Genomic DNA, 26,029 nt, shown 5'->3' with positions numbered 1-26,029 from the left:
GAGCATTTGGCAAATCTCAGGTTGATAGTGTATAGTACAATACTGTTAGGTATAAAGACTAATTAAAATAAAAATAAATTATAAGAAAAGAGGTGCACGCAAATGGTTTCACAAACTGCTGTTAAAGAAAAAAAGGCGCGTGCGGTGAAAAAAACGACAACTAAAACTAAAACTCGTGCGAAGAGTAAAGCGAAAGTTCAAAAGAACTTAGTTATTGTTGAATCACCATCTAAAGCAAAAACAATTGAAAAATACTTGGGCAAAAGTTATAAAGTTGTTGCAAGTATTGGTCATATTCGTGATTTACCCAAGTCGACGATGGGGGTAGATATTGAAAATGATTATCAGCCAAAATACATCAATATTCGAGGTAAGGGGGATGTCATTAAATCCTTGAAAAAGGATGCAAAGGCATCTAAACATGTCTATCTAGCTTCCGACCCGGATCGCGAAGGAGAGGCCATTGCTTGGCATTTAGCGCATATTTTAGATTTGAATTTAGATGATAGTGATAATCGGGTTGTCTTTAACGAAATTACCAAGGATGCTGTTAAAGAGGCTTTCAAACATCCACGAAAGATTGATATGGATTTGGTGGATGCGCAACAAGCTCGTCGTATTTTAGATAGACTTGTTGGTTATTCATTGTCACCTATACTATGGAAGAAAGTTAAAAAAGGATTATCAGCTGGTCGTGTACAGTCAATTGCGTTAGGACTAGTGATTAAACGTGAACAAGAAATTCAAAGGTTTGAACCAGATGAGTACTGGTCATTAGACACTATGTTTAAAAAGGGTCGAACTAAATTTAAATCGTCGTTTTATGGTCTTGGTAATAAAAAAATGGCGTTGCCTGATAATGACGCTGTCCAGGATATTTTAAAGAAAATTGATAAAACCCAACCGTTTGATGTTGTCAATTTGGTTACTAAGGAACGTAAACGAAATCCGCAACCGCCGTTTACGACATCAACGATGCAGCAAACTGCTAATACGCAATTAAATTTTAAAACTCGTAAAACGATGATGGCAGCACAACAATTATATGAGGGTATTAATTTAGGTGGTAAAAATGGTACGGTTGGATTAATTACCTATATGCGTACTGATTCAACACGATTGTCAGACACTGCTAAATCAGAAGCGACAACATTTATTCATGATGAGTATGGTGAAGAATTTGTTTCTGCTAAACCAATTCAAGGTAAGAAACAAGAAGGTGCTCAGGATGCCCATGAAGCTATTCGACCAACTTCAGTTTTCAGAACACCTTCGTCGGTAAAAGATAAGTTGACTAACGAACAGTTTAAGCTTTATCAACTAATATGGTCTCGTTTTGTAGCTAGTCAAATGACACCAGAAATTTTGGAAACAATGGCAGTTACAATTGAACAAAATGGTGTTACTTTTAAAGCGAATGGTTCACAGACAAAATTTGCTGGTTTTACAAAGGCATACCCGGCTGCTAAAAGTAAAGATAATAAGTTACCAGCACTTGAGATAGGCGACGTATTAGATATGGTGACAATGTCACCTGAACAGCACTTCACGCAACCACCGGCTCGTTATACTGAAGCAACGTTAGTTAGAGCTTTAGAGGAAAATGGTGTGGGGCGTCCTTCAACGTATGCAGCAACAATTGAAACAATTCAACGCAGAGCTTATGTGCGGTTAGATACAAAAAAATTTGTCCCAACTGAATTAGGTGAACTAGTTCAAAATACTGTACAAGAATTTTTCCCTGATGTGACGAATATAAAGTTTACTGCCCAGGTTGAAACAGATTTGGACAATGTTGAATCTGGTAAAAAGTATTGGGTAAAGGTTGTTGATGATTTCTTTACGCCATTTTCTAAAGAATTAGAAGTAGCTGAAAAAGAAATGGAAAAGGTTGTTTTAAAGGATGAATTAGCTGGATATGATTGTGATATTTGTGGTGCGCCAATGTTAACAAAACTAGGGCGGTATGGTAAATTCCATGCTTGTTCACGCTTCCCAGACTGTCGTAATACACAAACAATCGTAGAAGAAATTGGTTTGTTATGCCCTAAGTGTAAAACCGGCCAAATTGTTGAACGTAAAACTAAGCGTGGTCGCACATTTTATGGTTGTTCACGTTATCCTGAATGTGATTTTGTTTCTTGGGATAAGCCCAATGAAAAAACATTACCAGATGGTACAACACCTAAAGAAGATAAGTCAGAACAAACAAATAAAGAAAATCAAGTAAGTTTAGTTGAATCTTCTGATTAAAGGAGACAATAATGGATGCAAAAGATGCGGAAAATGTTAAACAACTTTTTTTAGATTATTTACGTATTGAAAGACAGTATTCTGTTGAAACACAAAAAGCTTATAAAAGTGATATGACAGAGTTCTTAAGTTTTTTGACGAAAACGCAAACGAATCAAGAAATTGATTTAAATAAAATTACAACGTTTGATGTCCGCGTGTTTTTATCTGAACTATATGAAAAAGGTGATGACGCCAGAACGATTGCTCGTAAAGTAAGTTCGTTACGGAGCTTTTATCGTTTTTTAATTAATAATGAACTAGTTAATGATAATCCATTTGTGGGGATTACGCTTCAAAAGTTTGGTAAACATTTACCACGTTACTTTTATCAAAAAGAACTAAATAGTATGTTTGACGTGGTGCTTGCTGACCATTCAATTCTAGGTATTCGTAATTGGTTGTTGCTAGAAATGCTGTATGGAACTGGTGCTCGTGTTTCAGAAATTGTAAATATGACCCGTCAGTCCGTTGATCAACGTGCTCGAGTAGTTACAATAACTGGAAAAGGAAATAAGATGCGAATTGTGCCATTTGGTCAATATGCATTAGATGCGCTAGAACAGTACCTAACAGCCAGTCGACCATTATTGGTGCAAAAACAACAATTACCAAATGAGTATTTATTTTTGAATCAACGAGGAAACCAATTGACGACGGCGGGTGTGGAGTATATTTTAAAACAAATTGGTAAACAGGCAGGTTTAACACAAGATGTTACTGCTCATATGTTTCGGCATACATTTGCAACTGACTTGCTAAACAATCAAGCTGATTTACGAACCGTACAACAGTTACTAGGACATAGTAGTTTAAGTACAACGCAAATATATACCCATGTCACAACTGATGCATTGCAGCAAAGTTATCGCAATTTTTTTCCCAGGGCTTCAGAGTAATTTACGATGATAAAATTGGTAAAGACCAATTTTGTTTGGTATTATTAACATAACGTTATTGAAACTTTGGAGGGCTTATGTCAGTAAAATTAGAAAATGAAAACATTAGTGTTATTATTTCTGAGTTAGGGGCAGAATTGTCTAGTGTTACGAACCGTGAATCTGGTTTAGAGTACATGTGGACAGCAGATCCTAATTTTTGGGGAAGACATGCGCCTAACTTATTTCCAATTGTTGGTCGTCTTAAAGGGGATCGTTACAAATATCGAGATAAGACTTATTTTATGACGCAGCATGGATTTGCCCGAGATAATGAATTTGATCTAGTAGAAAAAACAGCGACCTATGCACGTTTACGATTGGTTGATACAGAAGAAACACATTCAATTTATCCATTTCACTTTCAATTTGATGTTATTTATAGATTAACAGATCAGGATACCTTAGGTGTGACTTATGTTGTAGCAAATACTGATTCGCATGAAATTTATTTTTCAGTTGGTGGTCATCCAGGGTTTAGAGTGCCATTGGCAGAAAATGAAAAATTTACAGACTACTATGTCAATATTGAACCTAATCGTATTTACAATCGCTCAAAGTTGGTTGGACCATACCTTGATAACAATTTAGATACAACGTTTAATTCATCAATTCCATTAAGATTACGTCGTGACGATTATAAAAATGATGCGATTATTTTACGTTTAGATGGTAATCCTGTATCTGTTGTTTTAGCTAGATTAGGGGAGTCTAATGGGGTGACAATGCATATTCAAGATGCACAATACGTAGGTATTTGGACACCCTATGGTAAAGAAGCGCCATTTGTTTGTTTAGAACCATGGTGGGGTGTTGCAGATACAGTTAACGCTGATGGCATCATTAATCATAAATATGGCATCAATGAACTTGCGCCTGCTCAAACATTTACTGGTTCATATTCGTTATCATTCTTTTAATTACAAAATAAAGATTATAACTAACTGTTTTTTAATTAATTAACGGTAAAAATATTATTGAACAAAAAAACTCTCCCATATAAAATTGGGAGAGTTTTTGTATATTATTTTTTTGACAACCAATGACCAAAACCAAATGGCACTTTAGACTCAGTACCGTTCAAAATACGATTAATATTACCACGGTGACGGTAAAATACAAAAATAGTTAAAATAAGTGCAATTATTGTTAATAGCCAATCATGTAACCAAAATGCAGATAATACAGTGACAACGGTAAAACCAAGCATTGACCCAATAGATACCATACTTGTTAATAAGATAGATGACAAAAAAGTAATAACGGCTGCTGTAAACATTGATGGGCTGTATAATAAGAGGACACCCACTGATGTTGCTACTGCCTTACCACCTTTAAATCCAATCCAAAACGAAAAAGTATGGCCTAAAATAGCGCCCAACCCAATAACCATATATGCCCAATGTGGCGTAGAGCCCCAAATAGTTGCCATTGAGGCGCCTAAAATACCTTTGCATAAATCAATAATCAAAACCATTGTACCAGGAATGACACCTAAGGTACGAAAAGTATTAGTAGTGCCAATGTTACCAGATCCTAATTGTAAAATATCTTTTTTGAAAAAAATTTTACCAATCCAATATCCAGAAGGAATAGACCCTAATAAGTAGGCTAACCCAAAACTAATGATAAAATGAAAAATCGTCACGACGATAGCTCCTTATATTTTTTAATAATCGTATGTTTATAATCTATTACAAAACCTTACCTATTTTAGCATGTTTCTCAACTTTAGAACTTTAATTTTTTTTAATAGTGTTGCGTCAAGGGTTAGTTTTGAGATATTATGAAATTTGAAACGCGTTAAAACGCAAGTTAACATAAATGAAAGGAAAACATCCATGGTAAAGAAAAATAATTATTCGGATGATTCCATTACAGTTTTAGAAGGGCTTGAAGCTGTTCGAAAACGACCGGGGATGTATATTGGTTCGACAGATGGTAAAGGTTTGCACCATCTAGTGTATGAAATCTTTGATAACGCAGTTGATGAGGCATTAGCTGGGTATGGTGATGAGATTAATGTTACGATTCATGAAAACAACGCAATTACTGTCGTTGATCATGGACGTGGTATGCCGGTTGGAATGCACGCTTCCGGAAAACCAACTCCTGAAGTCATACTGACTGTTTTACATGCAGGTGGTAAGTTTGGTCAAGGTGGTTATAAAACGTCTGGTGGACTGCATGGTGTGGGTTCTTCAGTTGTTAATGCATTATCAAGTGATTTAATGGTGACAATTGTTCGTGATGGTGCCAAGTATCAAGAACACTTTGTTAATGGTGGTCATCCAGATGGAACATTAAAGAAGATAGGCAGAACAAAAGAAAAGTCTGGTACAACGGTCACATTTAAACCAGACCCGACAATTTTTTCAACAACGATTTACAATTTTAATACTTTAGCTGAGCGGTTACGCGAATCAGCATTTTTATTACGTGATGTTAAAATTACGTTAACTGATGAGAGGCCGGATCAAGAGCAAAGCGAGGTTTACCACTACTCTGAAGGAATTAAGGCGTTTGTATCTTATTTAAACGAAGATAAAGATACACTCGGTGACATCATGTATTTTGATGGTACGGCTCAAGGTGTTGAAGTTGAAGTCGCTGCACAATATAATGATGGTTTTTCAGAAACAATGATGTCATTTGTCAATAATGTACGTACGCCTGATGGTGGGACTCATGAAGCGGGATTACGCGCAGCTTGGACAAAGGCTTTTAATGAATACGCTCGTAAAGTAAATCTTTTAAAGGACAAAGATAAGAATTTAGAGGGTTCAGACGTTCGAGAGGGACTTTCGGTAGTTATTTCTTTGAGAATTCCTGAAAATATTTTACAGTTTGAGGGCCAGACAAAAGAAAAGTTGGGAACACCAGAAGCTCGGACCATTGTTGATAATATTATTACGGAACAACTAGGCTTCTACCTGATGGAAAATGGAGAATTCTCACAAGGACTTATCCGTAAGTCATTACGAGCTCGAGAAGCCCGCGAGGCGGCCCGTAAGGCACGTGATGAGGCCCGTACAGGGAAGAAAAAGGGTAAAACCGATCGATTACTCTCTGGTAAGCTGACGCCTGCCCAATCTAAAAATGCTAGTCAAAACGAGTTATTCTTAGTTGAGGGAGATTCTGCCGGCGGTTCTGCCAAGCAAGGCCGAAATCGTAAATTTCAAGCAATTTTGCCTTTACGTGGTAAAGTTTTGAATACTGAAAAAGCTAAACTAGCTGATATTATGAAAAACGAAGAAATTGCCACTATTATTTATACGATTGGTGCTGGTGTTGGACCTGAATTTAATGTTGTTGATTCGCATTACGATAAAATTATTATTATGACTGATGCGGATGATGATGGGGCACATATTCAAACATTGCTGTTGACGTTCTTTTATAAGTACATGCGACCATTGATTGATGCTGGTATGGTTTATATCGCATTACCACCGTTATATATGCTGCGTCGTGGTAAAGGCAAACAACAACGAGTTGCGTATGCTTGGACTGATGCACAATTATCATCAGCTGAACAGGAAATTGGCCGCGGTTATACTTTGCAACGCTTTAAAGGACTAGGTGAAATGAATGCTGAGCAACTTTGGTCGACAACAATGGATCCAAGTCAGCGGACGCTTATCCGTGTCAAAATTGATGATGCGATGTTAGCTGAAAAGCGTGTTACAACTTTGATGGGTGATAAGGTTGAACCACGTCGTAAGTGGATTGAGAGTAATGTTGCCTTTAACCTAGTTGAGGAAGGTGACACCTTACTTGATGAAGCGGAACAATCTGAAGAATTAAATACTCAAAATCAAGAATTTGTGGCGCCGATTATTGAAAGTTGGCAAGACAAAAAGGAGTAAAGTTGAATGGCAGAATCTGGAAATATTCAAGAATTAAGCCTTGAAGCGGTAATGGGTGATCGTTTCGGACGATACTCAAAATATATTATTCAAGAACGCGCATTGCCTGACATTCGTGATGGCTTAAAGCCGGTACAACGACGTATTTTGTACGCTATGAATAAAGATGGTAATACCTATGATAAGCAATTTCGTAAGTCGGCTAAATCAGTCGGAAATGTCATGGGTAACTTTCACCCACATGGTGATTCATCAATCTATGAAGCACTGGTGCGTATGTCGCAAGATTGGAAATTACGTGCACCATTAATTGAGATGCATGGTAATAATGGATCGATTGATAATGATCCTGCTGCTGCGATGCGTTATACTGAAGCCCGCTTATCAAAATTAGCAGGTGAAATGTTACGAGATCTTGATAAAGAAACTGTTGATATGGTTCTTAACTTTGATGATACGGAGTATGAACCGACAGTATTACCAGCTCATTTTCCCAATCTGTTAGTGAACGGTGCTACTGGAATTTCAGCAGGGTACGCAACAGACATTCCACCACATAATTTAGGTGAAGTTATTGATGCGTTGATTTATTTACTATCACATCCTAAAGCCAGCTTAGATGATTTGATGGGTTTTGTGAAAGGTCCAGATTTTCCGACTGGCGGTATTATTCAAGGTGTTGATGGCATTAAGGCAGCATACAAAAACGGTCGTGGACGGATAGTTGTTCGTTCAAAAACTGAAATTTTGAAACTAAAGGGTGGCAAATCACAAATTCAAGTTAGTGAAATCCCTTATGAAGTGAATAAAGCCAGTCTAGTTAAAAAGATTGATGAAATTCGCTTGAATAAGGATGTGCCAGGAATTGTTGAAGTACGTGATGAATCTGATCGTGATGGTCTATCAATTGCTATTGAATTAAGCAAAGATGCAAATGTAAATGGTATTCTAGCCTATTTGTTAAAAAAGACTGATTTGCAAGTTACGTATAATTTTAATATGGTTGCAATTCATAATCTTAGACCAGAACGTGTTGGCTTAAAGACGGCTCTTGAAGCATTTTTGGAGCATCAAGTTGCTATTATTACAAAACGAACGACCTATGATTTACGCAAAGCACAAGAACGTCAACATATTGTGACTGGGTTAATTAAAGCACTTTCAATCTTGGACGAGGTTATTACGACAATTCGAGGCTCTAAGGATCGCAAAGATGCGAAACAAAATTTGGTTGACCAATTTGATTTTACGTTAGCACAAGCAGAAGCCATCGTGACTTTGCAATTGTATCGTTTGACAAATACTGATGTTACACAATTACAAGCTGAATTTGAAGAACTATCAAAACAGATTGAACATTTTAATTCTGTTCTGTCTGACCCTAAGGTTTTACGTCAGGAATTGCGTCAAGAATTGAAATTAATTAAGAAAAATTATAGTACACCACGTTTGACAGAAATTCAGGCCGATGTGCAAGAACTAAAATATGATGCAACGGTAACGGTTGCTGACGAAGATGTTGCAGTATTAGTTTCAAAAATGGGATACGTTAAACGATCATCGCTACGCTCGCATAAAGCATCTGGGGATGATAACGGATTGCGTGAAGATGACAGTACTATTTTTGTTGGCCATGTTAACACGTTACAACATATTTTTATGTTTACAAATAAGGGTCATGTTATTTATCGACCAATCCATGAATTATCAGAATTTAAATGGAAAGAAGCCGGTGAACATTTATCACAATCGATTAATGGTTTCTTACCTGATGAAGAGATTATTCATGTTGAGATCGTGTCCGATATTGATAAGTTAGCTGGCACTTGGTTAACTGCAACGAGTGATGGCTATATTAAACAGTTTAAATTTGCCGATCTTGTACCACGTAATACTTATAAAAAACGTAGTATGATTTTTATGAAACTAAAAGTGAGTTCAGCAACTATTATTGGGTTAGAAAAATTACAATTGGGTGATAATGCTAATCGTACAGTTATTTTGGTATCTCGTAAGGCACTGGGATTACGTTATGATTTGGCGGAAGTGCCATTATCTGGTAATCGAACAGCCGGTGTTAAGTCTATGAACTTGGCAAATGATGATGAGATTATTAGTATGGCATCCGTAACGGACGATCAAGCTTTAGCAGTGATTACCCATCGAGGTGCTTTTAAGTGGATGGCAGTTACTGAAATATCAGTTACAAGTCGTGCTCGAAAGGGCGTACTTATGATGCGTGAATTGAAAAAAGATTCACATGAAATTATTGCAACACAGATCGTTGAACGACATTCACCAAAGCCATTATCAATTTATACGACCCGTGGTAAGCAGTTTGATGTGATACCAAGTGACCATAATTTAAGTCAACGATATAGTAATGGTAGTTTTATTATTGATGTCTCGACAGCCGGTCAGCCTGTGGCTATGCAGCTATATGATGTGACAAAGGTACTTAATTAAGACATTTTCTATGGCTCAAAACCTAAAAAATGGTGTATGATTAACATGATAAAAAATAATGAATTGGAGAATTATCTGATGGCTAAGACATTGGTTTTTGGACACCAAAATCCTGATACGGATACAATTGCATCTGCAATTTCTGCATCATACTTCTTGAACAAAGCGTACAAATTGGATACGGAAGCAGTTGCGTTAGGGACACCTAATGCAGAAACTGAATACGCATTAAATTACTTTAAGGTTGAAGCACCACGTGTAATTGAAAATGCAGATACAAAGGAAGTTATTCTGGTTGATCATAATGAAGCGAGTCAATCAGTTGCCAACTTGGCTGATGTAACGGTTGCAGGTGTTTACGACCACCATAAGATTAACTTTACTTCTGCTGCGCCATTATGGTTTATTAATAAGCCATTAGGTTCAGTTGCAACAGTTTTGTATTATGAATATCAAACAGCTGGGATTGAGATACCAGCTGCTGTAGCTGGTATGATGCTTTCTGCCATCATTTCGGATACACTTTTGCTAAAGAGCCCAACGACAACACCAATGGATAAGCCAGCATTAGAAGGACTAGCAAAAATTGCTGGATTATCTGATTACGAGGCTTATGGATTAGAGATGTTGAAGGCTGGAACAGATCTATCAACTAAGACGGCTAAAGAATTAATTGACGGGGATGCTAAGTCATTTGAATTGGGTGGTCAAACATTGCGTATTGGTCAAGTAAATACAGTGGATGTTAATGATGTATTTGCTCGACGTGATGACATTGTGGCTGCCATAGCAGATGAATTATCAAGTGAAAACTATGATACATTTGTCTTCGTTGTAACAAATATTTTAGATTCAAACTCAGATATTTTGGTATTGGGTGATAATCAAGATAAGATTGCTACAGCGTTTGATGTTACATTGGTTGATGGTCGCGCCTCATTGCCTGGTGTTGTGTCACGTAAGAAGCAAGTTGTACCACCGTTGACAACGGTATTTGAAGGATAAAAAAATTGCTGAACAATTACCTAATTGGGTTATTGTTCAGCAATTTTTTTGTTTTAAAGTCTTAAAACAGAATTTAATGATGATCATATGATAAAATAAATACTGGAAGGACTTGTTTGATATAATTAAACAATTATTCATAAAATAAATTGTAAACATTTTGGAAACTGAGTTCATTACCAACAAAATATAGCGTATCATTCTGATAAATTTTTGCATATGGTCCGGGTGAAAGGGTTAAATGATTTTCATGAAGAATACCAACTAAGGTCGTACCAGTTCTATGCCAAAAGTTGAGCTCACTAATAGTTTGATCAAAAATAGGTGAATCATTAACTAGTTTTAATTCATAAGGGGTAAAAGGATTGTGCTGCTTATAGTACTGTGTTTGCTCAATAAACGTGTTTAGCGATTGTGTGAGTTTGACTAGGCCAACTTGTTGTTCTGCGATTTGGTTGGTTAATGCTGTTTGCATATTCTGTAAATCTTGCGTATCACTTTCAGAATTAACAAATTCTTGTGCTTTTTCACGTGAAATAATGATAGCACCACTACCATGACGTGTTTCTACAATGTCTAGGTCTTCTAAGATGCTGATAGCCCGGCGTGCTGTTTCTGATGAAACACCAAAATTAGTGGCCAGTGTTGAACGAGCATGAATTTTGGTGCCCACTTGCAACTGACCACTGCTAATTTGTTTGGCAATCCTTAGTGCAATGATACGATATCGGGGTTGTTTAATTGCTGTCATAACGTCCTCCTAAAATCAGCCATATACTTTTAAGAATACCACAGATTAGTGCATATGTGCGTTTTAAAGTATTTTTAAAATAAATTGGTACTGTATTAAAATGCGCTTTTTATTTGACTTTTATACTGTTTAACAATTATTGGTATAGTAGTTTTTATTTGACCAAAGTGACAACTTTATGTTTACAATAGAATTGTCACTTAGCGAAAGCATAAGAACTTTCGAACAAGTAGGAGGAGAAAATGTATGTCAAAGGTAAAAATTGAACACCTGACTAAGATTTTCGGAAAACGTGTCAAGCCAGCTTTACAAATGGTTGAGCAACACGAATCAAAAACTGATATCTTAAAGAAAACGGGTGCAACAGTTGGTGTATACGATGCTAACTTAGCCGTTGAAGAGGGTGAAATATTCGTTATCATGGGACTTTCTGGTTCTGGTAAGTCAACTTTAATTCGGTTGTTAAATCGATTGATTGAGCCTACTTCAGGTCAAATCTATATTGATGATGATGATATATCTAAATTGAATAAGGAAAAGTTACTTGAAGTTCGTCGTAAGAAGATGAGCATGGTATTTCAAAGTTTCGGACTTTTCCCTCATCGTACGATTTTGCAAAATACTGAGTATGGGTTGGAAGTACAAGGAGTTGCTAAGTCAGAACGTCGTGAAAAGGCAGAAAAAGCATTAGATAATGCCAATCTATTAGCATTTAAGGATCAATATCCTAACCAGTTATCTGGTGGTATGCAGCAACGTGTTGGTCTTGCTCGTGCATTAGCAAATGATCCTGAAATTTTGCTAATGGATGAGGCGTTCTCAGCGCTTGATCCATTAATTCGTCGTGATATGCAAGATGAATTATTGGATTTGCAAGAACAGTATAAAAAGACAATTATTTTTATTTCTCACGATTTGAATGAAGCCCTACGTATTGGTGATCGTATCGCTATTATGAAGGATGGGGAAGTTGTTCAAGTTGGAACTGGTGAAGAAATTGTGACACAACCAGCCAATGATTACGTTCGCGCCTTCGTTGAAGATGTTGATCGTTCAAAGGTGTTGACTGCTGAAAACATTATGATTCCACCATTCTTTACAAACATCGAAGTGGATGGTCCTAACGTTGCTTTGAAGAAGATGCGTACTGAAGAAGTGTCTGGACTAATTGCAGTCGATCGTAAGCGTCAATTCAGAGGTTTCATTACCAGTGAGGATGCTATTCGAGCTCGAACTGAAGGTCTATCATTAATTGATGTGGCAACAGATATACCAACTGTTTCACCGGATATGTTGGTGATGGATATTATGCCATTAATTTATGATTCACCAACACCACTAGCTGTGGTTGATGAGGATGGCCGTTTACGCGGAACATTAATTCGTGGTCGTGTTCTTCAAGCGCTAGCTGAAAATGGTGAAATCAGTGATGAAGAATCAGTTGCTAAAAACGTTGTCGCAGATCAAGCTGAATCCGAAACAGCTCAATTAGAGTCAAAGGAGGAGGTATAAGATGTTGGTCTTAGCAGATTTGTTTCCTAAATTACCATTAGGACCATGGGTAGATAGTGGTGTTGATTGGTTAACCGACCACCTAGGTGGATTATTTGATGCATTACAAAGTGCTGGAAATACTGTTATGAATACCATGACTAGTGGATTGATGACAATCCCGGTTTGGTTATTCATTATTGGTATGACGGTCTTTTCAATTTTAATGTTTGGTAAGAAGTGGGGAATCCCACTATTTACATTCGTTGGTTTAATAATTGTTGAAAATCAGAACTTATGGTCTGATTTGATGAATACATTTACGTTAGTTATTATTTCTAGTTTGATTTCAGTTATTATCGGAGTTCCACTAGGAATTTGGATGGCGAAAAATGAAACAGTTAATAAAATTATTCAACCGATTCTAGATTTCATGCAAACAATGCCAGCCTTTGTTTATTTGATTCCAGCCGTTGCCTTCTTTGGTATTGGTGTGGTTCCAGGTGTGTTCGCCTCTGTTATCTTCTCGTTACCACCAACAGTGCGTATGTCAAACTTAGGTATTCGTCAAGTGCCTAATGACTTAGTTGAAGCAGCTGATTCATTTGGTTCAACTGGAAAACAAAAATTGTTTAAGGTTGAATTGCCTTTGGCTAAGGGAACTATCTTTTCAGGTATTAATCAAACCTTGATGTTATCATTGTCAATGGTTGTTATTGCCTCAATGATTGGTGCTCCTGGATTAGGTCGTGGTGTTCTATCTGCTGTGCAAAATGCCGATATTGGTAAAGGTTTCGTTAACGGTCTTGCTTTGGTTATTTTGGCCATTATTATTGATCGTTTTACACAACAACTTAACCGAACACCAGCTGAAAAATCAGAAACTGCAAAGCCAAAGCATCATTGGAAGGGTTGGACAGCTATTGTTGTTGCCGTAGCTATGATTGGTGGTGGTGTGGTTAACTCAGTAACTTCAGCAAATTCACAAAAAGAATCAATTAAGTTGGTTTATGTCCAATGGGATTCTGAAGTTGCATCAAGTAACGTATTAGCACAAGCCATGAAACAACATGGTTACGATGTTGAATTGACACCGTTGGACAATTCAATTATGTGGCAATCAATTGCTAATGGACAAGCTGATGCTTCTGTATCTGCTTGGTTACCACTAACTCATAAGGCACAGTATAATAAGTATAAGTCTGATATTGATCTCGTGGGTTCTAATTTGAAGGGTGCCAAAACTGGTTTGGTTGTACCAAAGTATATGGATGTAAATTCTATTGCTGATTTGCAAGACCAAGCTGGTAAGAAGGTTACTGCTATTGAACCTGGTGCTGGTGTAACTAGCTCAGCCGAAAAAGCTATGAAGGACTACGGTTTGGATGGTAAGGGTTGGCAAGTGACCCCATCATCATCTGGTGCAATGGCTGTTGCTTTAGGTAAGGCGATTAAAGCAAAACAAGATATTGTTGTTACTGGCTGGGAGCCACACTGGATGTTCCAAAAGTATGACTTAAAGTATTTGGCAGATCCAAAAAAGACATTTGGTGATGCTGAAACACTTAATACGATGGCTCGTAAGGGATTGAAAGAAGACAAGCCTGATGCATACAAGGTTCTTAAGAATTTTAAGTGGACCAAGGATGATATGGGTAAGGTTATGCTGGATATTCAAAATGGTAAGTCAGCTACCGAAGCAGCAAATGATTGGATTAAGGATAATCAATCAAAGGTTGATGCCTGGTTCAAGTAAGGAAAGTATATAATATAATGTTAACCGAACAAATTGAAGATGCTTGTATATATATCATTGTGCTCCTAATTGTAATTACAATTAGTGTCACCGTGATGGCAGACAAGTCGTTATTCGCTCAAATTATCATGGCGTTAGGTGCTATGACTGGATCAGTAATGATTGTGAGAGCATGGCGGCACAATTAATGAGGTTTTAAAGTCATAGAGATTGATAACAGTCTCTATGACTTTTTTATTTTATAATTGTGAATTTTGGTTGACATTATTGTGAAATATTATACAATATAAGTATATTAAATTGTTTTTTTATTTAAAAGGGTTAATAAATGGGGTATTTAATTTTTAAAACATTGTGAATAATAGTTTAATACATTTATTAAAATGGTATCTACGACTAGAAAGTATACGAGGAAAACTAAAATGGTTAAAATCGCAGTAATCGGTAGTACACATGCAGGAACTTTATCAGCTACACAAATTAAGCAACAAAATCCAGACGCCGAAATAATAGTTTATGAAAAAGAAACGACTGTCTCGTTTTTATCATGTGGTATAGCGCTATGGTTAGGTAATCATGTATCGGATGAGCAGCGAATGTTTTATGAAACCCCAGAATCAATGACTAAACAAGGCATTACAATGAAAATGCAACATGAAGTTGTTGAAGCTAATTTAGTTAATAAAACCGTACGAGCTAAAAATATTGTAACATCAGAGATGGCGACTGAAAGTTTTGATAAAATTGTGATCGCCACAGGTTCAAAGCCATTGATTCCGGATATTCCAGGTATCGATAGTGAAAATATCTATATGATTAAATCTTGGGAAGATGCAAAACGTATTAAAGCAGTAGCAGATGATATTTCACGAGCAATTGTGATTGGTGCCGGTTATATTGGCGCTGAAATAGCTGAACAATTCTCAGTTACAGGCAAAGAGGTGACTTTGATTGATGAAGCTGAGCGCGTATTGCCGAATAATTTTAGTCCAGTGTTTACTGATCGCATAACTGACGCATTTGTTGAAAATGATGTTAAGCTGGCCTTGTCACAAAGAGTTACTGGGTTTGAAGATTTACCTGACGGTGGCATTCGTGTTAAGACAAATAAAGGCAGTTATGAGGCCGATATAGCTGTACTAGGGATTGGTTTCTTGCCTAATACTGATCTATTTACTGATCAAGTTGAAATGCTATCAAACGGTGCGATAGTAACGAATGAATATATGAAAACTAGTGTACCAGGTGTGTTTGCAGCAGGAGATGCCTCAACCATTTTTTATAATCCAACACAACAGCACGATTACATTCCGTTAGCAACGAATGCAATTCGTCAAGGTATGTTGATTGGTCGTAATATTAATGGTCATAACTTAGCTTATAATGGGACACAAGCAACTTCAGCAGTTGAGTTATATGGTTACGCCATGTCAGCAACTGGTATGAATAAAATAGGGGCACAATCTCGTGAGATTGATGTTGTTGAAACAACGTATGAAGAAGATTATCGACCTGATTTTATGTTATCAACCACATCAGTATTATCAACAATAACTTGGGAAAAGGAAACTCGTCGCATTGTTGGTGCTGCGTTTATGTCAAAGCATGACACGTCACAGGCAGCTAATGTGGTGTCAGTGGCAATTCAGAATAAAATGACAATCGATGATTTAGCAATGGCTGATTTCTTTTTCCAACCAAACTTTACGCAACCAATCAATTTCGTTGGTGCAGTTGCTCTGAAGGCTGTTAATGAAAATATGAAATAACGATTATTAAACTATTGACTTAAAAATAAGAATCATCTAATATGAGTACTATAGATTTTAAACAAAGTGATCAGGAAAGTACATGTTAGATTGAAATTTAGAGAGCTACAATTTGGTGCAATGTAGTATGAAGCTGACATAGAAAATGGCCTGTGATTGGGTATTATGAATGGCAAGACTATGAATAATACACGGGTTGGTCTTCGTTATTAGGCACACGTATAAATAAAGCATCATATCGCTCCCTGTTTGCACGTTTAGAGTTTCTTTTGAGTAATTAATTGAAAAAAATAGAATGGTAACACGATTAGTCGTTTCTAGGTTAAATCCTAGAAGCGGCTTTTTTTATTTTAAGAAAGATGGTGTTTTAATGAATAGATTTTTGATAAGTACGATTGGCGTAATGGGTGCTACTGTAATTGGGACAACGATTAGTACACAAATTATATCTGCAGATAGTAAACCTAAAACTGTAACGGTTGGTTTAGTCGGTGACTCTGATCGTCAATTATGGGAATACGTTAAAAAAGATGCAGCAAAAAAGTATAATATTAATATTAAGTTAAAATTATTTACTGATTATGTTAAGCCAAATCAAGCATTAGTCGATAACTCAATTGACTTAAATGCGATGCAAACAACTGATTATTTTAATGAGCAAAATAAACATTTAGGGAATAAATTAGTATCGATTGGTAAAACGTATGTGACACCTATACGTATGTATTCTGAGAAACATAAAAGTTTGAAGGACTTACCTAAGGGGGCAACTATTATTGTGCCGAATGATGGTTCAAATGAAAAAAGAGCATTGGATGTTTTACAAGATGCTAAATTAATTAAATATGATCATTCCAAAAAGGTTCCTGGTGTTGCCGACATAACACAAAACAAGAAAAATTTTAAAATTAAAGAAGTTAATTCTGAACAAACGGCGTCAGCTCTAAAGGGGGTTGATGCGGGGGTTGTTAACACTAATTATGCCCTAGACGCTAAATTAGATATCGATAAAGCGCTCTATACGGAACCTGTTAACAAGGCGAATAAAGGATACATTAATATTATTGTCGCCCGTAAGGATAAGCAAAATAAAAAACTTTACAAACAAGTTGTTAAAACATATCAGACTGAACAAACAAAGAAACATATGCATGACTTATATGGTTCAGCAGAAAAAGCAGCTTGGGATATTAAATTAAAGTAGGAGATAGATTATTATGACAGAAAAAACAGCAATATTTGCAGGCGGCTGCTTTTGGTGCATGGTAGAACCATTTGAAACATTACCGGGTATTATAAAAGTACGTTCAGGTTATACAGGTGGTTTTAAGGATAATCCGACATATGCTGAAGTTAAGGCACACAAAACGGGTCATACGGAAGCCGTTAAAGTATGGTTTGATGACAGCGTGGTCGACTATAAGGCTTTAGTTAATTTATATTGGCAAACTGCTGATCCAACAGACGCTATGGGGCAATTTCAAGATCGCGGTGATAATTACAGACCAGTTATTTTTGTTGACTCTGATGAACAATTAGCAATTGCTGAAGCATCAAAACAACAATTAATTGCATCAGGTATCTTTGGTGACGATCCCATTGTGACTAAAATTGAAAAAGCAGTAACCTTTTGGGATGCTGAAGAGGAGCACCAGCAATTTTATCGTAAGCATGCGGATGTTTACGCCGATGAAAAACAAGATAGAGATGCTTACAAAAAGAAATATTGGGATAAAACTAATAGTTAACGCTTATTCATAAATAAGGGATATATTTTTAGTGAATTTAGTTACTGGTAGTGGCTGAGTTAACAGGGGAATATAGCAAAAATATTTAATTGAATGATCACTTAATTATGCGATTTATTATTCAAAATAAATCGACGATATGCAGGATATTTTAAAGGATTATAAAAAGCCACTTAGCTTGATTACATATTACGTGTAATCAAATTAAGCGGCTTTTTTATTTTTAACTTGTAAACTTATACGTTAAATCATAATAAACATTGGCAAAATCAACGGACGTCGCTTTGTTTGTTCAAACAAGAAACGTTGTAGTTGAGAAACAACGGCATTACGAATGGTGTGATCATTTGCTGATGTTTCATGCATTGATGATAAGATGGCATGGAATATCACTTTACGACCTTCATTGATTAATTCTTCAGATTCACGCATGTAAATGAAACCACGTGAAAGAATGTCTGGTCCAGCAGTAATTTCTTTGTTCTTGAGATCAATTGTTGCAACAACAACGACTAAACCGTCTTCTGACAACATTTGACGATCACGTAAAACAGCGGTACCAACATCGCCAATACCATTACCATCAACATAAGTATCTTGTGCAGGTATTTGACCAACGACATGTGCTTCATCAGAGGAAACTGCTAAAACGTCACCATTATCTAGGACGAACGTATTTTCCTCTGGTACACCAATATCATGACCTAAGCCTTCATGTACTTTAAGCATACGGTATTCACCGTGAATAGGCATAAAGAACTTTGGTTGCATTAATGATAGCATTAGCTTTTGTTCTTCTTGACCACCGTGACCAGAAGCGTGGATGTTATTGATTTTACCGTGAATAACATTAGCACCTGCTTCTTCAAGTTCGTTGATAACTCGGTTAACAGATTGTGTATTACCTGGAATAGGTGAACTTGAAAAAATGACAGTGTCATTAGGTTGAATAGAGATTTGTCGATGAGTTCCGTTTGCGATACGTGCTAAGGCAGCCATAGGCTCACCTTGAGAACCTGTTGACATAATCAAAACTTTTTCTGGTGGTAGGCGATTCACTTCGTGTGCATCTACTAACATATCATCAGGAATATTTAAGTAACCTAAAGCACGCCCGTTGTTGACAGCACCTTCCATTGAACGACCAAATACAGCGATTTTACGACCATGTGCGATAGCTGCCTCAGTAGCCATTTGAATACGAGACATATTCGAAGCAAAAGTTGCAAATATAATTCGACCGTCAATTTCATTAAAGAGTTTGTCAATGGTTTTACCAACCCAACGTTCAGACTTTGAAAATTCTGGGCGTTCAGCATTAGTTGAATCAGACATTAATAACAATACACCGTCTGAACCAATCCGTGCCATTTTTTGAAGGTTAGGTGGCTGCTTAGTCGTAGGCGTCAGATCAAATTTAAAATCACCTGTTTCTACGATAGTACCTGAAGGAGTATGAACTGCAACACCGTAAGTGTCAGGAATAGAGTGAGTTGTACGGAAAAACTCAACACTCATCTTATCGAATTGTAGAATGGTATCTTCATTGATTTCATGAAGTTCCGTACTATTTAGAAGTCCATGCTCATCCAATTTGTTTTTGATTAGAGCAATTGCAAGTGGACCAGCATAGACCGGCACGTTGACAGCATTTAGAAAGAAATGAATTGCACCAATGTGGTCTTCGTGTCCGTGTGTAATAACAAGGGCCTTGATTTTATCTTTGTTTGCTTTTAGGTAAGAGTAATCAGGAATGACATAGTCAATTCCTAAAAGTTCATCTTCTGGAAATTTGACACCAGCATCAACGACAATGATTTCATCACCATATTCAATACCATACGTGTTTTTCCCGATTTCTCCCAAACCACCCAAAGCATAAACTGCTGTTTCATCAGGCCGAATAGTAAAATCAGTCGTCATAAATTAAAACTCCGTTAGCTTAAAATTTGGGCTTTGTTGCTCGTAAGCAAGGGCCTTTTCTGATAGTTGTTCAATGTGTTCAACATTAAATTCAGTATTTTTTTCAACAGCCAAACGTGCTGAAGGTAAATCAATTGCATCTAAATAGATAGATTGTGTGTTTTCACGCTCTGGGCTTTGAAATGAATTAGGTTGATAGTAAACTTTAAAAATCATAGTAATAAAGTAGCTCCTTATGTTTTATTCCGAATCTTCTTATAGAGTAAGTTTAGCAGAAAATCATATTATCTGCTACTTAACTGTTAAGTTGATGGTCTATTACTTGAATGTAGGGTCGTAAATTTGTTGTTAGTTTGATAAGACAAATGAGTGATTAGTATAATGGTTGGCTCTAAAAATTAGTTTATTGGCATTATTTTCTTAAAATAATTACCGAATATTGGTCTGTATAATCGTTTTTTCGCCTAAATTCAGGTACACTAGATATAGTGAATTTTTACAATTTTAAATAGTGGAGGATGTTATGTGGTTTCTGTGGTTAGTATTGATTATTATATGTATTACAATTGCTGTAACGATTTATCGCCGCTATGGCCGCCGCTTGACAGAGCGCCAGATCATTACTTCACAACAAGTCGTTAACCATGCACTCACTTATGCACTGAAAGATCTTAATGACGCCCTATATTTGGTGCCAGATAAACAAATATCTTCAACTTTAGTTGCAAATATTTGGGGACATGAAGTGATGGCATTTGAATTTTTATTACCAGTTTCTGATTTGCAAGAAGTGATTGTGGTGCGACAAGCAGTTAATAATGCACTAAGAGAGTATGCTGAAAAAAACAATTTAAAAAGTGCAGCAGCTGACGAAATGGCCTTGTTAGTCACTGATGTTTGGTATGATGCCCGTGTACCAGAATTACATATTGACATTGCTCATATAACAAATCAAGAAACAGCAGCCTATATTAGAGACTTAAGGAAATTAAATCAACCGGTATAGAGTTTGGTATACTAAATATAAATATAAAACAGGAGATTTTAAAGATGTATTTGATGAATGAAATTGTGCGTGATGGTAACAAAGTATTGCGTGAACGAGCAACTAAAGTTGAGTTTCCTTTATCTGATGAAGTAAAAGAAGTATCAAAAAATATGATGGAATATTTAGTTGTCAGCCAAAATGAAGAAGAGAATGAAAAATACGGCTTACGCCCTGGTGTTGGTTTGGCTGCACCACAAGTTGGTGTATCACAACAATTTGCATCTATCTTAATTCCTTCAGATGATGTGGAAGAATTACAAGAAAAACCTGAAAATGATGATGAATATTATTTTAAGGGGACCATTTATAACCCAGTTATTACACGTCAATCGGTAAAACAAGGGGCTTTATCTATGGGAGAAGGTTGCTTATCTGTAGATGATGATTTACCTGGTTATGTTAATCGTGCTTATAAAATCACGGTCAAATTTCAAAATGAGCAAGGTGAACAACAAGAATTACGTTTATCAGGGTATCCGGCAATTGTTTTTCAACATGAAATTGACCATCTACATGGTGGTTTGTATTATGATCACATTAATAAAAAAGATCCATGGAACCAAACGGATAATACACGTTATTTGGGGTAATTCATTATGATACAATCAGATAAAAATTTTGCCTATCCAATATTACCAGGGTGGAATAAGGCAGATATTATTGTGACTAGTAAATTTTATTCGGCAATTGCAAATGCATACGAAATTGGTATCGACCGACAGGATTTATTAGATGCGTATGTGGCGTTCAAAACTGTTGTACCAAGTAAAAGTGAAGAAAAACAAATAGGCCGAGAATTTGAGAAGGATTCTGGCTACAGTCTTTACAAGACAATTAAATTTGCTCATCAAACAACTAGTCAGCGTATCAAAATGGAGAACTAGCATATGGATCAAATACAATTACAGAAGTTAGATACGACAGTATTGAAATGGTTGGATCAGGTCCATCATTTAGTTGAACAACGTGTACGGCAACGCATGCAGGTAGACACCAAATCTAGCCATCGAGACTTGGTAACGAATGTAGATCGTGAAGTTGAACAGTATTATGTTCAACATATTCGTAATTTTGATCCAGAAGCACAAATTTTAGGTGAAGAAGGTCTTGGGGATGCAGTCAAGTCAATGAAAGGTCGAATTTGGTTTGTTGATCCGATTGATGGCACCATGAATTTTGTTAAGCAACAATCTGAATTTGCAACTATGGTCGCTGTTTACGAGGATGGTGAACCCGTGATGGCTTGGATCATGGATGTGCAACAACATGATATTATCCATGGTGGCCCTGAGTATGGTGTTTTCCATAATGGTGAAAAATTAGAATTATCTGCTGATATTGGTTTGGATGAAGGTTTAGTGATTTTATCAGGAGCCCGATTGTTGTACGAAGAACCAGGATTTCCCCAATTAGCCAAAGCTGCAATGGGTTATCGGGTTTATGGATCAGCTGGTATCTCATATTTACATGTTTTAACAGGAAAAGCAGTTGCTTACTTAAGTCGAATGCGACCATGGGATTTTGCAGCAGGTATTACTTTAGCAAAATCTTTGGGATTACGTGTTGGAACAATTGACGAACAACCTATGAATATGTTAGTATCAGGTTCAGTACTTGTAGCGACAGATAAAGCATACGCAGACATTATGGCACTTTTGCAAAAAAAAGGTTAGTGTTGTTGTTATAATTTATGTTTGTTACACTGTTTAAGAAAAAAGTGACGTATTCGTCAAGGAGAAGAAAATTTTGGCAAAACGCGAAAATATCCGAAATATTGCAATTATTGCCCACGTCGATCACGGAAAGACAACGTTGGTTAATGAATTGTTGAAGCAATCTGATACGCTAGATTTACGTACAGAATTAGGTGACCGAGCAATGGATACTAACGATCTTGAAAAAGAGCGTGGTATTACTATTCTATCAAAGAACACAGCCGTTAAGGTTGGTGACAAACAAATCAATATCATGGACACTCCTGGTCACGCGGACTTCGGTGGTGAAGTTGAGCGTATCATGGGTATGGTTGATGGTGTTTTGCTTGTTGTTGATGCCTTTGAGGGTACAATGCCCCAAACACGTTTCGTGTTGAAGAAGGCTTTTGAGCAAAACCTAACACCAATCGTAGTTGTTAACAAAGTTGACCGTCCTGGTGCTCGTCCATCAGAAGTGGTTGATGAAGTTTTGGACTTGTTTATTGAATTGGGTGCTGATGAAGAACAATTGGACTTCCCTGTTGTATACGCTTCAGCTATGAATGGAACATCATCATATGATCCTGATGTTGCTACACAAGATCACACGATGACACCAATTTTTGAAACTGTCTTTAAGACTATTCCTGCACCAGAAGATACATCAGCAGAACCATTGCAATTCCAAGTGTCACTTTTGGACTACAATGATTTCGTTGGTCGTATTGGAATTGGTCGTGTCTTCAATGGTACGATTAAAGTTGGTGACTCAGTTGCGGTTATGAAGGCAGATGGTTCAACACCTAACTTCCGTGTTACAAAATTGTTTGGTTACATTGGTTTGGATCGAATCGAAATTGATGAAGCACAAGCTGGTGATTTGATTGCTATTTCAGGAATGGATGACATTTCAGTTGGTGAAACAGTTGTAGATCCAGCACATCCTGAAGCATTGCCATTACTACACATTGACGAACCTACATTGCAAATGACTTTCCGTACAAATGATTCACCATTTGCTGGACGCGAAGGTAAATTTGTTACAGCTCGTCAAATTGAAGACCGTTTGACTCGTGAGTTGCATACTGACGTTTCATTACGTGTTGCAGAAACTGGTGAAGCTGGTGCATGGTTAGTTTCTGGTCGTGGTGAGTTGCACTTGTCAATTTTGATTGAAAACTTACGTCGTGAAGGTTTTGAATTACAAGTTTCACGTCCACAAGTTATTATCAAGGATATTGATGGCGTACAATCAGAACCATTTGAAGCTGTGCAAGTTGATACACCTGATGAGTACTCAGGTTCTGTTATCGAGTCATTGAACCTACGTAAGGGTGAAATGCTTAACATGGAACCAACTGGGACTGGAACAACTCGTATGGACTTCTTAGTACCATCACGTGGTTTGATTGGTTATTCAACTGAATTTATGTCATTGACTCGTGGATATGGTATTTATAACCACACATTCGAGTCATATGGACCAGTTGTTAAGAACTGGAACCCTGGTCGTCGTAATGGAACGCTTGTTTCAATCAACCAAGGTCAATCAACAACGTATGCTATCATGGGTGTTGAAGATCGTGGAACGATGTTCATCCATCCTGGTGACGATATTTATGAAGGTATGGTTGTTGGTATGAATAGTCGTGACAATGACATTTCTGTCAATGTTACAAAGGCTAAAAACCAAACTAACGTGCGTTCATCAAATAAGGACCAAACTGCTTCTATCAAGACGCCACGTGATATGACGCTTGAAGAATCATTAGAATTCTTGGATGATGATGAATACGCTGAGGTAACACCAGAAAACGTTCGTATCCGTAAGCAAATTTTGGTTACAAGTGAACGTGAAAAGGCTGCTAAGCGTCGTAAGATGTCACAACAAGGCTAATTCAAATTAAAAATTAAGAAGTTGTTGCCCATGTTAATCGTGGACAGCAACTTTTTTCTTTATTATAATGCCAAAATATTAATATCCGTTAATGCATTAGGTTGGGTATGGGAGTAGATGTGATAAAATAGAAAAAGCTATTTATAAAAGAGGAGCTTATTGATATGGAAGCAAAAAAAGAACAGGCGCCTAAAAATGGGGCAAATAAAATTAGCCTGATTAATCGAATAAAAAATAGGTTTCGCTATTTAGATTTATGGTTGCTTATCCCTATTGTTGCAGTCATGATTTTTGGTGATGCTATGGTATACACAGCAAGTACTAATATGGCTACTGGATCTGCTAGTAGCTTTTTAAAAAAGCAAGCTCTGTTTGGCGTTTTAAGTTTAACTGCAATATTGATTATTTTTATTTTTAAAATTAAATGGGAATCAAAATTTATTAATCGCGCAGTTCTTGCTGTAAATATTGTTATTCTGATAACAATGGGTATTACATTACTAGTAGGACCAGTTACTTCTGGTGCGAAAGGATGGATTTATATTGGATCTTTTGGAATTCAGCCTGTTGAATACTTTAAAATTAGTATGATTTTGTATATTGCTCATCGTTTTGCTAGAAAAATACCTAAAAATAAGGCCTGGTTTCCGAATATAAAATTACGAGACGTTATGATTCCGGTTATCGGAATAATCCTAACAACATTAATGCCTGATATGGGGGGCGCAATTATTTTAATTCTGATATTGGCGATTGTCATGACAATGGCAGGTGTTAGAAAAAAAGCATTGTTAACCTTTTTGTCAGTAGTGGTTTGTTTATATATAGCAATTCCATTTCTATTACCAGTTTTGGGGAAATTACCATTTTTCCAGTATCAATTGGCTCGATTTGATGCATATGTTAATCCCTGGTTAGCTGGTGATGCAGGCCATCAATTAATTAATTCTTATTATGCCATTAGTAATGGCGGTTTATTTGGGCGTGGTTTAGGAAATAGTATTCAAAAGACAGGTTATTTGCCAGAACCCAATACAGACTTCATTATGGCCATTGTGGGTGAAGAATTAGGTGCAATTACCATCTGGCTTGTTTTGATTGTATTTGCCATGATTATTTGGCGTTTAATTGTGATGGGAATTCGTGCGCGTCATATGAACCAAAGACTTGTGTTGTATGGTATTGCAACATACATTGTCGTTCAAATTTTAATTAATTTAGGCGGTGTCGTGGGTGCCTTGCCAATTACTGGTGTGACTTTCCCTATGATTTCATACGGAGGTTCGTCGCTACTATCATGGGGTATAACTTTTGGTGTGGCACTAAATATAGTCGGTCAAATTAAATCAGAGACAATGAATTATACAATTAGAAAGGAATAA

The 26,029-nt window shown here is 36.7% G+C and carries 22 protein-coding genes and 1 other annotated feature; of the genes, 18 read left to right on the top strand and 4 right to left on the bottom strand.

Annotation, left to right across the window (positions count from 1 at the left end; translation table 11 throughout):
- The first annotated feature begins 102 nt into the window (after positions 1-102).
- From topA to FFM61_RS04125, 3 genes are all read left to right on the top strand, one after another.
- Positions 103-2,253, top strand: a complete 2,151-nt coding sequence (gene topA, locus FFM61_RS04135; protein WP_074427351.1) for a type I DNA topoisomerase — start codon at positions 103-105, stop codon at positions 2,251-2,253.
- Between the two features lie 11 nt (positions 2,254-2,264).
- Positions 2,265-3,191 carry a tyrosine recombinase XerC gene (gene xerC, locus FFM61_RS04130; RefSeq protein ID WP_074427352.1) on the top strand — a complete coding sequence of 309 codons (927 nt, stop codon included), beginning with the start codon at positions 2,265-2,267 and terminating at the stop codon, positions 3,189-3,191.
- Between the two features lie 77 nt (positions 3,192-3,268).
- Positions 3,269-4,150, top strand: coding sequence for an aldose 1-epimerase family protein (locus tag FFM61_RS04125; protein ID WP_074427353.1), 882 nt, complete (start codon positions 3,269-3,271; stop codon positions 4,148-4,150).
- 104 nt (positions 4,151-4,254) lie between these two features.
- Here FFM61_RS04125 and plsY read toward each other — a convergent pair whose 3' ends face one another.
- Positions 4,255-4,878: a glycerol-3-phosphate 1-O-acyltransferase PlsY gene (gene plsY, locus FFM61_RS04120; protein WP_074427354.1), complete on the bottom strand. Its 624-nt coding sequence runs from the start codon at positions 4,876-4,878 to the stop codon at positions 4,255-4,257.
- Between the two features lie 193 nt (positions 4,879-5,071).
- Between plsY and parE the strand changes: the two genes are divergently transcribed.
- The 3 genes from parE to FFM61_RS04105 all read left to right on the top strand — a co-directional run bounded on the left by parE (position 5,072) and on the right by FFM61_RS04105 (position 10,570).
- Complete coding sequence (gene parE / locus FFM61_RS04115; protein ID WP_074427355.1) at positions 5,072-7,099, top strand: DNA topoisomerase IV subunit B; 2,028 nt, start codon at positions 5,072-5,074, stop codon at positions 7,097-7,099.
- 6 nt (positions 7,100-7,105) lie between these two features.
- The gene (parC, locus tag FFM61_RS04110; protein WP_074427356.1) at positions 7,106-9,565 is read left to right on the top strand and encodes a DNA topoisomerase IV subunit A; all 2,460 of its coding nucleotides are present in this window, start codon (positions 7,106-7,108) and stop codon (positions 9,563-9,565) included.
- Between the two features lie 78 nt (positions 9,566-9,643).
- Positions 9,644-10,570: a manganese-dependent inorganic pyrophosphatase gene (locus FFM61_RS04105; RefSeq protein WP_074427357.1), complete on the top strand. Its 927-nt coding sequence runs from the start codon at positions 9,644-9,646 to the stop codon at positions 10,568-10,570.
- Positions 10,571-10,703: 133 nt separating this feature from the next.
- Here FFM61_RS04105 and FFM61_RS04100 read toward each other — a convergent pair whose 3' ends face one another.
- Positions 10,704-11,321: a GntR family transcriptional regulator gene (locus tag FFM61_RS04100; protein WP_074427358.1), complete on the bottom strand. Its 618-nt coding sequence runs from the start codon at positions 11,319-11,321 to the stop codon at positions 10,704-10,706.
- Between the two features lie 246 nt (positions 11,322-11,567).
- Here FFM61_RS04100 and FFM61_RS04095 point away from each other — a divergent pair, with 246 nt between their 5' ends.
- The 6 genes from FFM61_RS04095 (at position 11,568) to msrA (ending at position 18,085) form a co-directional block, all read left to right on the top strand.
- Positions 11,568-12,833, top strand: a complete 1,266-nt coding sequence (locus FFM61_RS04095) for a quaternary amine ABC transporter ATP-binding protein (protein ID WP_074427359.1) — start codon at positions 11,568-11,570, stop codon at positions 12,831-12,833.
- 1 nt (position 12,834) lies between these two features.
- Complete coding sequence (locus tag FFM61_RS04090; RefSeq protein WP_074427360.1) at positions 12,835-14,568, top strand: ABC transporter permease/substrate binding protein; 1,734 nt, start codon at positions 12,835-12,837, stop codon at positions 14,566-14,568.
- A 17-nt stretch (positions 14,569-14,585) separates the two neighbouring features.
- Entirely contained in the window at positions 14,586-14,756 is a 171-nt protein-coding gene (locus FFM61_RS08945; protein WP_168388702.1) for a hypothetical protein, read from the top strand.
- A gap of 234 nt (positions 14,757-14,990) precedes the next feature.
- On the top strand, positions 14,991-16,337 hold the full coding sequence (locus FFM61_RS04085; protein WP_074427362.1) for an FAD-dependent oxidoreductase: 1,347 nt from the start codon (positions 14,991-14,993) through the stop codon (positions 16,335-16,337).
- A gap of 57 nt (positions 16,338-16,394) precedes the next feature.
- Positions 16,395-16,659: a binding site (T-box leader), on the top strand.
- A gap of 48 nt (positions 16,660-16,707) precedes the next feature.
- Positions 16,708-17,541 (top strand): MetQ/NlpA family ABC transporter substrate-binding protein, encoded by an 834-nt coding sequence (locus FFM61_RS04080; protein ID WP_074427363.1) that lies wholly within the window; start codon positions 16,708-16,710, stop codon positions 17,539-17,541.
- Between the two features lie 13 nt (positions 17,542-17,554).
- Positions 17,555-18,085, top strand: coding sequence for a peptide-methionine (S)-S-oxide reductase MsrA (gene msrA, locus FFM61_RS04075; protein ID WP_074427364.1), 531 nt, complete (start codon positions 17,555-17,557; stop codon positions 18,083-18,085).
- A gap of 243 nt (positions 18,086-18,328) precedes the next feature.
- Here the strand turns inward: msrA and rnjA are convergent, their stop codons facing one another.
- Together rnjA and FFM61_RS04065 are read right to left on the bottom strand one after the other, a co-directional pair.
- Entirely contained in the window at positions 18,329-20,008 is a 1,680-nt protein-coding gene (gene rnjA / locus FFM61_RS04070) for a ribonuclease J1 (protein ID WP_074427365.1), read from the bottom strand.
- Between the two features lie 3 nt (positions 20,009-20,011).
- Positions 20,012-20,224 (bottom strand): DNA-directed RNA polymerase subunit epsilon, encoded by a 213-nt coding sequence (locus tag FFM61_RS04065; protein ID WP_074427366.1) that lies wholly within the window; start codon positions 20,222-20,224, stop codon positions 20,012-20,014.
- Between the two features lie 307 nt (positions 20,225-20,531).
- On the opposite strand from FFM61_RS04065, the gene FFM61_RS04060 reads away from it, so the two are divergent.
- From FFM61_RS04060 to FFM61_RS04035, 6 genes are all read left to right on the top strand, one after another.
- Complete coding sequence (locus tag FFM61_RS04060) at positions 20,532-21,014, top strand: hypothetical protein (protein ID WP_074427367.1); 483 nt, start codon at positions 20,532-20,534, stop codon at positions 21,012-21,014.
- Positions 21,015-21,058: 44 nt separating this feature from the next.
- Positions 21,059-21,646 carry a peptide deformylase gene (gene def / locus FFM61_RS04055; RefSeq protein WP_074427368.1) on the top strand — a complete coding sequence of 196 codons (588 nt, stop codon included), beginning with the start codon at positions 21,059-21,061 and terminating at the stop codon, positions 21,644-21,646.
- 6 nt (positions 21,647-21,652) lie between these two features.
- Complete coding sequence (locus FFM61_RS04050) at positions 21,653-21,940, top strand: UPF0223 family protein (RefSeq protein ID WP_074427369.1); 288 nt, start codon at positions 21,653-21,655, stop codon at positions 21,938-21,940.
- 3 nt (positions 21,941-21,943) lie between these two features.
- The gene (locus FFM61_RS04045) at positions 21,944-22,729 is read left to right on the top strand and encodes an inositol monophosphatase family protein (protein ID WP_074427370.1); all 786 of its coding nucleotides are present in this window, start codon (positions 21,944-21,946) and stop codon (positions 22,727-22,729) included.
- Positions 22,730-22,802: 73 nt separating this feature from the next.
- The gene (gene typA, locus FFM61_RS04040; protein WP_074427371.1) at positions 22,803-24,647 is read left to right on the top strand and encodes a translational GTPase TypA; all 1,845 of its coding nucleotides are present in this window, start codon (positions 22,803-22,805) and stop codon (positions 24,645-24,647) included.
- A 164-nt stretch (positions 24,648-24,811) separates the two neighbouring features.
- On the top strand, positions 24,812-26,029 hold the full coding sequence (locus FFM61_RS04035) for an FtsW/RodA/SpoVE family cell cycle protein (protein ID WP_074427372.1): 1,218 nt from the start codon (positions 24,812-24,814) through the stop codon (positions 26,027-26,029).

The sequence above is a fragment of the Weissella hellenica genome (assembly GCF_005405545.1).
Lineage (GTDB): Bacteria > Bacillota > Bacilli > Lactobacillales > Lactobacillaceae > Weissella > Weissella hellenica.
The sequence above is the reverse complement of the archived record's forward strand: the minus strand, read 5'-3'. Positions and strand labels throughout refer to the sequence as shown.